General features: G+C 61.5%; 12 protein-coding genes. 3 read left to right on the forward strand and 9 right to left on the reverse strand.

Annotation, left to right across the window (positions count from 1 at the left end):
- Positions 1-2: 2 nt before the first annotated feature.
- Both HX868_RS09405 and HX868_RS09410 read left to right on the forward strand, forming a co-directional pair.
- On the forward strand, positions 3-503 hold the full coding sequence (locus HX868_RS09405; RefSeq protein ID WP_010207148.1) for a M48 metallopeptidase family protein: 501 nt from the start codon (positions 3-5) through the stop codon (positions 501-503).
- A 19-nt stretch (positions 504-522) separates the two neighbouring features.
- On the forward strand, positions 523-819 hold the full coding sequence (locus HX868_RS09410) for a winged helix-turn-helix domain-containing protein (protein ID WP_177002651.1): 297 nt from the start codon (positions 523-525) through the stop codon (positions 817-819).
- Here HX868_RS09410 and HX868_RS09415 read toward each other — a convergent pair.
- Positions 816-1,268 (reverse strand): GNAT family N-acetyltransferase, encoded by a 453-nt coding sequence (locus HX868_RS09415; RefSeq protein WP_016977765.1) that lies wholly within the window; start codon positions 1,266-1,268, stop codon positions 816-818. The two genes, HX868_RS09410 and HX868_RS09415, sit on opposite strands and share 4 nt — an antisense overlap.
- A 201-nt stretch (positions 1,269-1,469) precedes the next feature.
- Here HX868_RS09415 and HX868_RS09420 point away from each other — a divergent pair, with 201 nt between their 5' ends.
- The gene (locus HX868_RS09420; protein WP_177002652.1) at positions 1,470-2,207 is read left to right on the forward strand and encodes a substrate-binding periplasmic protein; all 738 of its coding nucleotides are present in this window, start codon (positions 1,470-1,472) and stop codon (positions 2,205-2,207) included.
- Positions 2,208-2,297: 90 nt separating this feature from the next.
- On the opposite strand, the gene yccS is transcribed toward HX868_RS09420, so the two are convergent.
- The 8 genes from yccS to betA form a co-directional block, all read right to left on the reverse strand.
- On the reverse strand, positions 2,298-4,472 hold the full coding sequence (gene yccS / locus HX868_RS09425) for a YccS family putative transporter (protein ID WP_095013821.1): 2,175 nt from the start codon (positions 4,470-4,472) through the stop codon (positions 2,298-2,300).
- A 105-nt stretch (positions 4,473-4,577) separates the two neighbouring features.
- Positions 4,578-5,756: a BaiN/RdsA family NAD(P)/FAD-dependent oxidoreductase gene (locus HX868_RS09430; protein WP_177002653.1), complete on the reverse strand. Its 1,179-nt coding sequence runs from the start codon at positions 5,754-5,756 to the stop codon at positions 4,578-4,580.
- 151 nt (positions 5,757-5,907) lie between these two features.
- Positions 5,908-7,245 (reverse strand): ATP-dependent RNA helicase DbpA, encoded by a 1,338-nt coding sequence (gene dbpA / locus HX868_RS09435; protein ID WP_232289440.1) that lies wholly within the window; start codon positions 7,243-7,245, stop codon positions 5,908-5,910.
- A gap of 130 nt (positions 7,246-7,375) precedes the next feature.
- A complete protein-coding gene (gene mdtD, locus HX868_RS09440; RefSeq protein ID WP_061434435.1) occupies positions 7,376-8,803 on the reverse strand; it encodes a multidrug transporter subunit MdtD in 1,428 nt (475 codons plus the stop codon).
- Positions 8,804-8,840: 37 nt separating this feature from the next.
- A complete protein-coding gene (locus HX868_RS09445) occupies positions 8,841-9,689 on the reverse strand; it encodes an alpha/beta fold hydrolase (protein WP_095013820.1) in 849 nt (282 codons plus the stop codon).
- Positions 9,690-9,853: 164 nt separating this feature from the next.
- Positions 9,854-11,170 carry a TldD/PmbA family protein gene (locus HX868_RS09450; protein WP_177002654.1) on the reverse strand — a complete coding sequence of 439 codons (1,317 nt, stop codon included), beginning with the start codon at positions 11,168-11,170 and terminating at the stop codon, positions 9,854-9,856.
- Complete coding sequence (locus tag HX868_RS09455; RefSeq protein WP_177002655.1) at positions 11,170-12,612, reverse strand: TldD/PmbA family protein; 1,443 nt, start codon at positions 12,610-12,612, stop codon at positions 11,170-11,172. Before HX868_RS09455 ends, HX868_RS09450 begins: the two co-directional genes overlap by 1 nt.
- Positions 12,613-12,856: 244 nt before the next feature.
- A complete protein-coding gene (betA, locus tag HX868_RS09460) occupies positions 12,857-14,551 on the reverse strand; it encodes a choline dehydrogenase (protein ID WP_177002656.1) in 1,695 nt (564 codons plus the stop codon).
- Positions 14,552-14,572 lie beyond the last annotated feature (21 nt).

Below are 14,572 nucleotides of genomic sequence, written 5' to 3' on the forward strand. Positions count from 1 at the left end.
CCATGACCGCGCTGAAATACCTCCAGGCCTATCCCGCCGCCCTTCAGGAGCAAGTGCGCCAACTGATCGCCAAGGACCAGTTGGGTGCCTACCTGGAACAACGTTACCCCGAACGCCACGCCGTGCAGAGCGACAAGGCCCTGTACGCCTACGCCCTGGCCTTGAAGCAGGAACACCTGCGCAATGCACCGGCCATCGACAAAGTGCTGTTCGATAACCGCCTGGACCTGACCCATCGTGCGCTTGGCCTGCACACCACGATTTCACGGGTGCAGGGCGGCAACCTTAAATCCAAGAAAGAGATTCGCATTGCCGCGTTGTTCAAGGAGGCCGCACCAGAGTTTCTGCGCATGATCGTCGTGCACGAACTGGCGCACTTCAAGGAATCGGACCACAACAAAGCGTTCTATAAACTCTGTGAGTACATGATGCCGGGCTACCACCAGGTGGAATTCGACCTGCGCGTCTACCTCACGTACCGCGACCTGCAGGGCAAACCCTGACCGCACAAGGCGACCGACCATGGATGTGAGTAAGACCAAGAGCAGCTTCTATCGCCGCCTCTACGTGGCTTATCTAATCGACAGCGGGCAGGCCAGCAATGTCCCGGCGCTGACCGACGCCACCGGCATGCCCCGGCGCACGGCGCAGGACACGATTGCGGCGCTGGCCGACCTGGACATTGTGTGTGAATTCGAGCAGGAGGACGGTGCCCGCAACCATGCCGGGCACTATCGGATTCGCAGCTGGGGAGCGATCGATCGGCGCTGGATCGAGGCCAATCTCGCGCAGATCAAGCAGGTGCTGGGTTACCCCTAGTCCTTTCTCATGCCGATGTGCGGAATATCATCTTCAAGGTATTCCTCACCGGCGACGACAAACCCGTAGCGCCCGTAGTAGCCCTGCAAATGCGCCTGGGCTGACAGGAAAATCGGTGTTTGTGGCCAGATATCGTCAATCCGCTTGAGTGTTTCTTCCATCATCCGATGCCCCAGCCCGGTGCCACGCGCTACCGGCGCCACAATCACGCGGCCGATTACCACGTCACCACCTTGGGTTTCTGGGTCCAGCAGGCGCAGGTAGGCTACCAACTGGTCATCCTGCCAGGCCATCAAATGGTGGGTGTCGCCGGAAAGATCCTGCCCATCGAGATCCTGGTAGACGCATTTCTGCTCGACAACGAAGACCTCGTTGCGCAGGCGCAGGATGGCGTAAAGCTGCTCCTTGCCCAGGTCATCGTGGTGCTTGCAAACCCATTCAACGGTCATGGCATGTTCTCTTATAGATGTCTGTTGCGGATAGTAAGCGCGGCAGGCGTTTGTGTCTAAATCGGTTATTTTTGTGAGTGAAATCAAATTGCCATCATTGAGTGCGTCCTGCGCCGGTTTCTTTGTGTAATCTGAGCTACTGTTAGAACCTCAGGCCCCGCCTGAGCTAAGGCCACCGCCTGCCTGCCAAGGACTTTGAGCATGCCGCGATTCCCTCGTGCCGTTGCTTTGATTGGAGTGTTGTTGCTGGCCCAGCCAGCCTTCGCACAGCGTCTGCGCCTGGTAGCGGACGCCTGGCCACCCTTTACCGACGCCACCTTGATCAATGGCGGGCTGGCCACCGATATCGTCAGCACCGCCCTGGCCCGCGCGGGTTATGCCAGTGATTTCGAACAGGTGCCTTGGGCCCGGGCGTTGATGGGCGTGGGCGACGGCCGTTATGACGTCTTGGTGAATGCCTGGTACGACGATGCGCGCACACAACTGGGGCAATTCTCCAGCGAATACCTGCTCAATCGCGTGCGTTTCATCAAGCGGCGTGACGATCCCATTGAATTCCAGAACCTTGAGCAACTGCACGACTACCCCATCGCCGTGGTGCGTGGATATGCCTATTCGGCGGCGTTCGATGGCGATGCGCAGTTGCAGAAAGTGCCGGTGCATAACTTCGCAATGGCGGTGCGCATGCTGGCGGCACAGCGGGTACGGCTGACGGTGGAGGATGAATATGTGGCGCGTTATTACCTCTCCCGCGAGTCGGCGCGGGTGCGCAATTCGGTGGAGTTTTTACCCAAGCCTTTGAGTGAAAACAGTCTGCATATCTTAGTGAGCTTGAAGAACCCCGAGCATGAACAGATCGTCGCCAGCTTTGACCGGGAGATTGCCAAGATGAAGGCGGACGGCAGTTATGCGCGGTTGATGAAGCAGCACGGGATGTAGGAGCGAGCTTGCTCGCAAAAAATCCGAGAGCACCGCGTAAAACCAGATGCGCTGCGTCATCGTTGACGATCTTCGCGAGCAAGCTCGCTCCTACACTTCTTTGATCAGGTGCGCAGCCAACGTGCGCAACGGTCCTAACTGCCGACAAATCAACGCCAATTGCGTCTGCACCAATCGCTGCCCTTCATCAATCTCATCCGGCATCTGTTCCAGGTCGGCTGCCAACGCTTCCTCGGCATCGCTCTGAATCGCAATCGGCTGCTTGTTGGCCAACCCCGTGGCGATTTCATCAATACTCGCCGCCAAGGTATTCCCGGCGCCATCGATCAGATGCTCGCGCACCTCCGCTGGCAGTTGGGTTTCGCGGTGCGCGCCCAGCCCTGACAAATAGCTGAGCAACGTGTGCGACAGCACCAGGAAGCGGAAGCCCACATCCGCCTCCTTACGGAAGTGCCCCGGCTCCATCAGCATGTTCGCCAGAGTCGTCGACAGCGCCGCATCGGCGTTGTGTGCATTGCGTCGCGCCAGGCGGTAGGCCAGGTCGTCGCTTTTGCCGGCGGCGTATTGCTGCATGATCTGGCGCAAATAGATGCTGTTGCAGGTCAGGGTGTTGGCCAGCACTTTGTTCAGGCGCCGGCCCTGCCAATCCGGCAGGAACAGGAACACCGCCAGGCCCGCAATCAAGCTGCCGAGCAAGGTGTCGAACAGACGCGGCAGGAACAGCCCGTAGCCGTCACCCACCTGGTTGAAGCAGAACAGCACCATCAAGGTGATGGCGGCGGTGGCCAGGGTGTAGCGGGTGGTGCGGTTGATAAAGAACACCAGGCCGGCGGCGATGGCGAACATCGACTGCACCAAGGGGCTCGGGAACAGATCGAACAAGGCCCACGCCACGGTCAGGCCGATGGCGGTGCCGATGATCCGCTGGCCGAGCTTGCGCCGTGTGGCGCCGTAATTCGGCTGGCACACGAACAGCGTGGTCAGGATGATCCAGTAGCCTTGGGAGGCGTGAATCGCATGCAACATGCCGTAGCCCACGGTCAGCGCCAGGGACAGGCGCAGGGCATGGCGGAACAGCAACGAGGTGGGCGTCATCTGCGTACGCAGTCGCGTCCACATTTCCTTGAGGTTGCGCGGGGCGCGGTCCAGCAGGTTGCTGTCGGTGGCGTCGGCCAGGCTGTCGGGGTTGCTGGCGTCGCCCAGCAGGCGATCCAGCGTCGACAGGTTGGCCGCCAGCGCGCGCAACGAGCGCAGCAGGCCGCGCCAGGCGGGGTTGCTCTGGATGCGCAGGTGTTCCAGGGAGGCGTTCAGGTCGCCCAGGGCCTCGGCGAAGCTGTCGTCATAGATGAACGGCTGGCGCAGCTGGATCGACTCGGCCAGGGCCTGGCAGGCCTTGCCCTGCTGGCGCAGCAGGCGCTGGCAACGGAACAGCACATCGCTGTGGAAGAAGGCTTCGGCCAGGGCGTTGTAAGGGTAGTGGGACGAGCTGGCGCGTTCGTGGATGTCCTGGGCCAGGAAGTACAGCTTCAGGTAGCGGCTGACTTTCGAGCCAGGGCGGCCATTGCCCACGCGGTGCAGGATGATTTCCTTCGCCGCATTCAGCGCGGCAACGACTCGCCCATTTTGCTGGGCCAGTTCCAGGCGACGCGCTTCCACATCCAGTTGGCGAATCGGTTCAAACAACGAAGACTTGAGCTTGAGGTAACGACCCAGTTCGCGAAACAACCGCGCCAGGCTTTGCTGCACCGGCTGGTTGGAAAACAACGCTTGCCACAGCACCGACAGCGCGCCGTACCAGGCGGCACCGGCCACCAGCAGCAGCGGCTCATGCCAGAAGTCCGAGACCGCGCCACCGCGCTGGTCCACGCCGATCATGGTGTACACCGACAGGATCAGCGTCGCGGAGGCAATCGCGCCATAACGTTCGCCCAAGGCGCCGAGCATGGTCAGGCAGAAGGTGGCCAGGGCCAGGGAGATCGCGAAGATCCAGGGATAAGGGAACAGCAGCTCCACCGACAGCGCGGCGATGCTGAAACACACCAGCGTCACCGCCAGGGCATTGAGACGGCCTTGCCAACTGTCATCGGTCTCGGCCAGGGCGCTGGCGATAATCCCCAGGAACAACGGGATCAGCAGCGTCATCTCATCCTGATACCAGCACAGCGCCATGCTGCCGGTGAGGGCGATGAACACTCGGATGCTGTAACTGAATTTATCCAGCGCCCACAGGCGCCGCATGGACTGCTTGAACGAGGTCGATGACATGAAGTCTGGAGTCTTCCGGGACGATGCCGCTAAATTGAGCTATCAAGGACGCCACGGCAAGCGTGGCGATCACATCCAACGGCAAAATTTATTCCACTGCGCCGATCAAGCGTACTGCGCCGCCGCGTAACCCGAAGCCCAGGCCCACTGGAAGTTGAAGCCGCCCAGGTGACCGGTCACATCCAGCACTTCACCGATAAAGTACAAGCCGGGGCTTTTCAGCGATTCCATGGTCTTGGACGACACTTCCCGTGTGTCCACGCCACCCAACGTGACTTCCGCCGTGCGATAGCCTTCGGTACCTGCCGGCACCAATTGCCAGTTGCCGAGTTTTTGCGCGATGTCGGCAATTTCGGCGTGGGTGTACTGCTTCATCGGCTTGGACGCAAACCAGGTGTCCGCCAGCAGGTTGGCCATCTTCTTGGTGAAGATCTCGCCCAGCAGGGTTTTCAGCTCGCTGTTGGGACGCTCGACCTGTTGCTGTTGCAGCCAGGTGTGGGCGTCGTGGTCGGGCAGCAGGTTGATCTCCACCGTGTCGCCGGATTCCCAATACGAAGAAATCTGCAGGATCGCCGGCCCACTCAGGCCACGGTGGGTAAACAGGATGTTCTCGCGAAAGCTCTGGCCGTTGCAGCTCACCAGGCAATCTACCGACGTGCCCGACAACTCGCCGCACAAGTCCTTGAGCTGATCGGTGATGGTGAACGGTACCAGCCCGGCGCGCGTCGGCAGCAGTTCGTGGCCGAATTGCTTGGCCACCTGATAACCAAAACCAGTGGCGCCCAGGGTGGGAATCGACAGGCCGCCGGTGGCGATCACCAGGGATTCACAGCGCAGTTCACCCAGGGTGGTCTGCAGCTGATAACCGCTGTCGAGCTTGGCGATTTCCTGGATCGATGTGTCCAGGTGCAGGCTCACGCCGACCTGGATGCACTCGTCCAAGAGCATGCCGAGGATGTCGCTGGACTTGTTATCGCAGAACAGCTGGCCGAGCTTCTTCTCGTGGTACGGCACGCCGTGCTTGGCCACCAACCCGATAAAGTCCCACTGGGTGTAGCGGGCCAGGGCGGACTTGCAGAAATGCGCGTTCTGGGACAGGAAGTTGGCAGGCTCGGTATACATATTGGTGAAGTTGCAGCGGCCACCACCCGACATCAGGATCTTCTTGCCGGCCTTGTTCGCGTGGTCGATCAACATCACCTTGCGCCCACGTCCGGCGGCGGTCAGTGCGCACATCAAGCCTGCGGCGCCGGCGCCAATGATCACAACTTCGGTCGAGCGCAAAACGGTGTCCTCATACATGAATCGATACGATCACTGTAGGAGCGAGCTTGCTCGCGAAAAACGTCAACGAAAACGCGTGTTGTCTGGTTAAACGCGGCGCGCTTAGGTTTTTCGCGAGCAAGCTCGCTCCTACAGGGGGGCGGTGGTGTTCTTACAGGATCCGCACGCGCAACGAACGGCCTTTGATCTTGCCGTCGTTCAAACGCTGCAACGCCTGCTTGGCGATCCCGCGCTCCACGGCCACGAAAGCTTGGAAGTCAAAGATCGCGATCTTGCCGACCTGGGCTCCCGGGATGCCGGCTTCACCGGTCAGTGCACCGAGGATGTCGCCTGGGCGAACCTTGTCTTTGCGGCCGGCAGCGATGCACAGGGTGCTCATCTGTGGCAGCAACGGGCCACCGCTTTGCGGCTTGAGGTTGTCCAGTTGGTCCCAGTTCAGCGGCGACTTCTGCAGTTGCTCGATGGCCTGGGCGCGGTGCGCCTCGGACGGCGCCACCAGGCTGATCGCAATGCCGGTCTCACCGGCACGGCCGGTACGGCCGACGCGGTGGATGTGGATTTCCGAGTCGCGGGCCAGTTCGACGTTGATCACCATGTCCAGCGAATCAATGTCCAAACCACGGGCAGCCACGTCGGTGGCAACCAGCACTGAGGTGCTGCGGTTGGCGAACATTGCCAGCACCTGGTCACGGTCGCGCTGTTCCAGGTCGCCATGCAGGCCGACGGCGGAAATGCCCTTGGCCGTCAGGTGATCCACGGTTTCCTGCACTTGCTGCTTGGTGAAGCAGAACGCTACGCAAGACGCTGGGCGGAAGTGCGCCAACACCTTGGTCACCGCGTCCATGCGCTCTTCCGGCGAGATCTCGTAGAAACGCTGCTCAATCTGGTCATCCGAGTGGAACGCTTCGGCCTTCACTTGCTGCGGCGCACGCATGAATTTGGAAGCAAGCTGCTTGATGCTCACCGGGTAAGTGGCCGAGAACAGCAGGGTCTGTCGGCGTGGCGGGGTCTTGCTGATGATGTCTTCGATGGCGTCGTAGAAGCCCATGTCGAGCATGCGGTCGGCTTCGTCGAGGATCAGCGTGTTCAGGCCGTCGAGGACCAGCGAGCCCTTGCGCAAGTGCTGCTGGATACGGCCCGGCGTGCCGACGATGACGTGGGCGCCGTGTTCCAGGGAAGCGATCTGCGGGCCAAGGGACACGCCGCCGCACAGGGTCAGTACCTTGATGTTGTCTTCGGCACGGGCCAGGCGGCGGATTTCCTTGGCGACCTGGTCGGCCAGCTCACGGGTCGGGCACATCACCAGGGCCTGGCAGCCGAAGTAGCGCGGGTTGATCGGGTTCAACAGGCCGATACCGAAGGCGGCGGTCTTGCCGCTGCCGGTCTTGGCCTGGGCAATCAGGTCCAGCCCCTTGAGGATCACCGGCAAGCTTTGCGCCTGGATCTGCGTCATCTCGACATAACCCAGCGAGTCGAGGTTAGCCAGCATGGCGGCGGACAGGGGCAAAGTATTAAAAGCGGTGGCGATGGTAGTCACGGGACTGGCTCTGCAAAACAAAATGTCGCGCAGTGTACCAGTCTCGTGGGAATTTCCCTGCAAGTTCTAGACGAGAAGCCTGTTAATGCTCGATATGCTGCTCGGGGCTGACTGCACGCTTGCCATCTTTTGGCGACAGTTGCAGGAAGATCGCCGCCGCCAGCATCGCCATGATACCCACCGTGAGGAAGGTCAGTTGGAACGCGCCGAGTACTGTGCTGACGCCATCGTTGCCGGTTTCGGCGGTAAATCCGCCGAGCAGCGCGCCGGCACACGCGACCCCGAGGCTCAACGACAACTGCGCCACCACCGACAGCAAACTGTTGCCGCTGCTGGCTTGAGCGTCGTCGAGGTCGATCAGGGTGACGGTGTTCATCGCGGTGAATTGCAGCGAGTTGATCGCCCCCAGCACCGCCAGCATCCCCAGTAGCAGCGGGTAGGGCGTGTGTTCCGTGACCAATCCCATGCTTGCCAGCATGATGCCCAGGGCCAGGGTGTTGCCGGTCAGCACGATGCGGTAGCCCAAGCGTTCGATCAGCGGGCGTGCCACGGACTTGGCAAACATCGCCGCCGCCGCCAGGGGCAACATGCTCATGCCGGCTTCCGACGGTGAATACCCCAGCGCCACCTGTAACAGCAACGGCACCAGGAACGGCAGGGCGCCGCTGCCCAGCCGCGCGAACAGGTTGCCGAGGATGCCCACGGCAAAGGTGCGGGTCTTGAACAGCACCGGCGAGAACAGCGGATTATCGATATGCCCGGCGCGCAGCCAATAGGCTGCCAGGCACGCGAGGCCGCCGAACAGCAGCAACATCACGCGCAAGTGCGGCAGGTGCAGTTCGCCCAGGCCTTCCATGGCGATGGTGATCAACACCATCGCGGCGCCAAACAGCAGGAAGCCGATCCCGTCGAAGCGCGTGCGTTCACTGCCACGCAAGTCGGGGATGAATTTCCACACGGCGTAGCAGCCGATCATGCCCACCGGCAGGTTGATCAGGAAGATCCAGTGCCAGGTCAGGTATTGCACCATCCAGCCACCCATGGTCGGGCCGAGCAACGGGCCGAGTAAACCGGGAATGGTGATGAAGCCCATGATGCGCACCAGTTCGGAGCGCGGGTAAGCGCGCAGCACCACCAGCCGGCCCACGGGCAGCATCAGCGCACCGCCCAGGCCTTGGATCACCCGAGCGCCCACCAGCATGGTCAAGCTGCTGGACAGCGCGCACAGCAGCGAGCCAATGCTGAACAGCATGATTGCGCCGAAGAAGATTTTCTTGGTGCCGAAGCGGTCGGCGATCCAGCCCGACGCCGGGATCAGCAAGGCGACGGTGAGCATGTAGGCGATCACCACCCCTTGCATGCGCAGCGGGTTTTCCGCGAGGTCCCGGGCCATGGCCGGCAATGCCGTGTTGAGGATCGTCCCGTCGAGCGACTGCATGAAGAAGGCAATCGCGACCACCCAGGGGAGCCAGCGGGCGGTCTTGGCATCGAGCGGGACGCGGTTTGGCATGGAAACCCTTTTTGGTTAGCAGGCTATGTGTTGGCGATTATGCGCCATTCGTCGCGCGTTTTCCCACCAGGAAATCCAGCAGTTCACGGTGCACCGCCACGGCGGCTTCGTTGGATTCAAGGTCGAGCAAGTGGCCAGTATGTTCGGCCACAGCAAAGCTGCTGCGTCCCACGTACTGTTTGAACAACTGGGCCTCGGCGGCGGGGGTGTATTCGTCCAGGGCGCCGTTGAGGAAGTGCACCGGCGTTTCGATCTGACGCAGTGCCGGCAGGTAGTTGCCATCGCCCAAGGCCAACACTTGGTGGATATGAAAACGCGCCTGGCGGTACTCGGTGGTGGCCATGGTCGACAGGTGCCGGTGGTTGTTGCGCTTGAGCCGGGGTGACAGGTATTTGCCCACGGTTTCATTGAGCAAGTGGCCGACGGCGGACTTGTCGTCGGCCTCGATCAATACACGTACGCGTTCCACATAATCGAGCATGGCTTGGTTGAGGTTGGGCGCGAGGGCCATCACCACTGAGCTTTCGATGGAGGGTGGGTTGTGCGCCAGGGTCAGCAACGTGGAGATGCCGCCCCAGGAGGCCGACACCAGATGGTTGACCTGGAAGCGCTCGACCAGGGCGCGCAGCATCTGCACCTCGTCGTCCTTGGTCACCAGGTCCAGCTCAGTGTTGTGTTCGCGTGAATAGCCGGAGAACGGCAGATCGAACAGCACCACATTGAAATGCTCGGCCAGGCATTTGCTGGTGCGGGCGAAGGAGCGCGTGGTGGACAGCGCGCCATTGACCATCAAGACGGTCTTTTTTCCAGAATCGTTTCCTAGCTGCTCAACATGAACGTTGTAGTGCTTGAACAGCTTTTCAATGACAAAACTTCCATGGTTCATGTCAACGCTCCAGCTTGCCCTTCCCGGGCAAGGTCGTGCTCTCGTGGGTGGGGGGTGGCGGGATGCCATTAACCCTTATAACGAGGATTCTGGAGGAAAGGAAGGTGTCCTACGGTGGAGGAGAAACGCCTGTAGGAATGCCTCTGCCTACAGGCGTAAGACGCTTACAAAGTTAGGGTCAGGCGTTTCACCAACGCTCCCGGCAACAGGTTGGAGGCGGTGTTGCGCTGGCTGTAGGTGCTGGCCGACAGCAGCAGTTCCCGATCGGCGGTCAGCGCTTCCAACTGCGCGCCGAGCAGGTTGTAGACGCTGTCATCAAAACGCATGGTGCTGACCGGCGCCTTGATCTCGCCGTCTTCCACCCAGAAGGTGGCGAAGCGCGTCATGCCGGTCAGGCGGGCCGCCGGCAGGTCTGAATAGTTCAGGTACCACAGGTTGCTGATGTACAACCCGGTGCCCAACTGCTTGAGGATATCGGCCTGGGCCAGGCTGCCGGCGGCCATCTGCAAGGCACTGGGCGATTCGTCGCTGCTTGCGCCGTTGGTGCTCAAGCCGTATTCGGCTGCGCTGCGCGAGTTGATCAATTGGCCGTCGGCTTTCCCCGCCTTGATCAGCGTGACGTCGCTGCGTGGGTAACCTTCGGTGGAAAACGCCTGGCTCAGGGAACCGCTGATCTGTTCGGTCAACGTCACCAGCGGGCTCAGGGACTGTTCACCGGCGTACAGCTTTTGCAGCGAACTGCCCTTGCTGGCGATGGCCTGGGCGGAAAACCCGCCCCAAGTGATGATGCTGATGATCTCTTCAATCGCCGCCGGGGCGAGGTAGGCGCGGTATTGCCCAGGGGCTAGCTTGTGCAGTGGCCGGCCGAGGAACTCAAGCTGCTCGCGGGCCTGCTGGAAGCGCCCGGCAAACTCGGCGCTGTCCCAGGTGTGCCCGGCGTAGCTGGCTTTCACCGCTTCGCCATTGGCGTGAAACAGGCTGAAATCGAAGTTGAAACTATTGGCCTGGTGCCAGCCGAAGGCACCCGACGAACTGGCAAAGCCTCGGCTGATGGGGCCGGCCGCATAAATGCCGACCAGGTCGACGCCGTGGGCGGCCTGGCTGATGTCTTCCAGTACCTGGGCCAGTTCCGGCAGCGGGCGGGTTTGTTCGTTGCTGCTTTGCCAGGCGTTGTGGTTCAGCAGCAGGTACGGGTCTTGTGGCAGCAGCGGCAGGGTTTCGCGCAACTGTTGCAGGCCATCGGCCAAACGCTGGCGGTCCAGTTCGGGCTCGCCGGCCAGGGTGATGCCGAGGTCGGCGTGGCGGCCGTCGTTGATCAGTTTCAGGTTGAGGCTGGCCTGTTGCACCTGGCCGGCCTGGCGCACCTTGGCGTGATTGAAACGCACGAATTCGGACGCTTCATCCGCATAGCCCAGGTGGAATTGTTCGTTGTCGGTGATGGCGTGCTTGAGCCAGTCCACCAATGCCTTGAAGTTGTTCATCAGGCGTCTCCCCCAAATACGTCGACATCACTGAATACGCAGGCCGGCGACGCATGGCCGACGCGGATCACCTGATTGGGTTCGCCTTTGCCGCAGTTCGGCGTGCCAAGGACCTTGAAGGTGCTGGCGTCACCGACCGCGCTGAGGTTGCGCCAGAAGTTGGCAGAAATGGCGCGGTAGTTAGGGTTCTTCACCACACCTTTCAGCTCGCCGTTCTCGATCAATTGACCCCATTCGCAGCCGAACTGGAATTTGTTGCGCGCATCGTCGATGGACCATGAACGGTTGGTCGACATCAGGATGCCGCTTTCAATACCGCCGATCAGTTGCGCCAGGCTCTTGTCGCCCGCCTCAATGTTCAGGTTGGCCATGCGGTCGATGGGCGCACGGTTCCAACTGCTGGCCCGGCTATTGGCCACGCCACTCATACCCGAACGGAATTGCGACAGCGCACCGCCCAGCGGTTTGAGCAGCAACCCTTCGCGGATCAGGAACTGCTTGCTGGCGGGCGTGCCGTCGTCGTCATGGCTGTAGCTGGCGAGTTGTTCCGGGATGTCCGGGTCGAAGGTCACGTTGAGCAACTTGGAGCCATAGTGCAGATGGCCGAAGTCGCTGGCCTTCACAAAACTGGTACCGGCGTAATTGCGCTCGTCACCCAGGATGCGATCCAGCTCCAACGGGTGGCCGATGGATTCGTGGATCTGCAGGATCATCTGGTCAGGCATCAGCAACAGGTCGCGCGGGCCGTTGGGCGTGTTAGGCGCGAGCAGCAGTTGCAGGGCTTCGTCGGCAATGCGTGGTGCGGCGCCGACCAGGCCGAAGCGACTGATCACATCAAAGCCGCCTTGCTGGCCGAAGTTGCTGCCGCCCAGGGTGCGGTTCTGGCTGTCGTTGCCGTCGTAAGCGGTCACGTTGACGCCGGGGAACACGAAGCGCTGGGCCTGGCGCAGCTCAGCGCCGGCGTTGTTGAGGTAGATCTGCTCGACGTGGGTGAGGCCGAGGCTGACTTCCCAACTCACCAGGCGCTCGTCCTTGGGCACAGCGGCGGATTCGTCGCCCAGCAGTTGGTAGCAGTCGCTCAAGGACGGGAAGGGCTGGTTGAGCTCGGGGGACAGGTAGTCCGCCACATCGCTGGAGACATGCTGGTCGCGCAGGTCGAGCAGGGCGTGGGGTTTGATCAACCGGGCTTGCTGTTCGGCACGCTCAAGGGCGGCTTGCAGGCCGGGCAGGGAAATATCGTTGGTCGCCGCGTAGGCTTCCACACCGTTGAGACGCACGGTGAGCATGGCGCCTTCGTCGTGGTTCAGGTGGGGTGGTTCGGCGACGTTTTTGCGTACGGCCAGGTATTGGCCGGATTCGCGTACGTAGCGCAGCGAGAAGAATTCGGCGGTGGTGCGCAGGGCACTGAAGTGTTTTTTGAGTGTGGCGTGGTGGTCGAACATGGGGCCTTCCTTGTGGGCGGCTCGGCGCGGGCAGGCAAACAGAGTAGGCCTGGGCTGGGAGCTGATCAAGGCAAGGCAACCATTTGTGGCAGGTGAACTATTGTGGCGAGCGGGCTGCTGTGGCGAGCGGGCTTGTCCCGCGTTGGGCTGCGTAGCGGCCCCAAAAATCTTGGGAGCGCTTCGCACTCCAACGCGGGGCAAGCCCGCTCGCCACAACAAGCCCGCTCGCCACAGGGTGTTTCAGTTACTGCGCGATTTCACGCATCGGCTTGCCACGCACTGGCGCATCGCCTGCTACGTAGTAGTCGGCGGTGCTGCGTGGCAGCGGCTGGCGGCCACGGATCTTGTCGGCGATTTTCTCGGCGATCATGATCGTCGGCGCGTTCAGGTTGCCGGTGGTGATGATCGGCATGATCGACGCATCCACAACGCGCAGCCCCTGCATGCCATGCACGCGGCCTTCGCCGTCCACTACGGCCATCTCATCGGTGCCCATCTTGCACGAGCAGGACGGGTGGAACGCAGTCTCGGCGTGTTCGCGGATGAACGTGTCGAGTTGCTCATCGGTTTGCACGTCGATGCCCGGGCTGATCTCGCGGCCACGGTACTGGTCCAGTGCCGGCTGCTGCATGATTTCACGGGTCAGGCGGATGCCGTCGCGGAATTCCTGCCAGTCCTGCTCGGTGGCCATGTAGTTGAAGAGGATGCTCGGGTAGTCCCGTGGGTTCTTCGACTTCAGCTGGATGCGGCCACGGCTCGGCGAACGCATGGAACCCATGTGCGCCTGGAAACCGTGCTCTTTCACACCGTTGCTGCCGTTGTAGTTAATCGCGACCGGCAGGAAGTGGTACTGGATGTTCGGCCATTCGAATTCTTCACGGGTACGGATGAAACCGCCCGCTTCGAATTGGTTGCTGGCGCCGATGCCGGTGCCGTTGAAAAGCCATTCGGCGCCGATGGCCGGTTGGTTGTACCAGAGCAGCGACGGGTACAGCGAAACGGGCTGAGTGCACGCGTATTGCAGGTACAGCTCAAGGTGGTCCTGCAGGTTTTCGCCGACGCCTGGCAGGTCGTGGACCACCGGGATGTCGAGGCTTTCCAGCAGTTTGGCCGGGCCAACACCGGAGCGTTGCAGCAATTGCGGCGACGCGATTGCGCCGCTGCACACCAGCACTTCTTTACGGGCGCGAGCTTCAACGCGCTCTTCGGCGGCGCCGATCAGGTAACGCACGCCCACGGCACGCTTGCCTTCGAACAACACTTTGTCGGTCAGGGCGTGGGTGACAATGGTCAGCGTCGAACGCTTCTTGGCGGTGTCCAGGTAACCGCGCGCGGTGCTGGCACGGCGGCCTTTAGGCGTGACGGTACGGTCCATCGGGCCGAAGCCTTCTTGCTGGTAGCCGTTCAAGTCAACGGTACGCGGGTAACCGGCCTGCACGCCGGCTTCAACCATGGCGTGGAACAGTGGGTTGTTGCCGGCTTTCGGCGTGGTCACGCTGACCGGGCCATCGCCGCCGTGCCAATCGTTCGGGCCGATGTCGCGGGTTTCGGCCTTGCGGAAATAGGGTAGGCAGTCGAGGTAGGTCCAGTTTTCCAGGCCTGGCAATTTCGCCCAGTTGTCGTAATCCATGGCGTTGCCACGGATGTAGCACATGCCGTTGATCAGCGAAGAGCCGCCGAGGCCCTTGCCGCGACCGCACTCCATACGACGGCCGTCCATGTGTGGCTCTGGATCGGTCTCGTAGGCCCAGTTGTAGCGGCGGCCTTGCAGTGGGAAGGCCAGTGCCGCAGGCATTTGTGTGCGGAAGTCGAAGCGGTAGTCGGGGCCGCCGGCTTCCAGCAGCAGGACGGTGACGCCTTCGTCTTCGGTCAGACGGGTCGCCAGTGTGTTACCGGCGGAGCCGGCACCCACAATGATGTAATCGTATTCTTGGGACATTGGATGCACCCTCTTTGAAGT

Source organism: Pseudomonas reactans, assembly GCF_013385825.1.
Taxonomy (GTDB): Bacteria; Pseudomonadota; Gammaproteobacteria; order Pseudomonadales; family Pseudomonadaceae; genus Aquipseudomonas; species Aquipseudomonas reactans.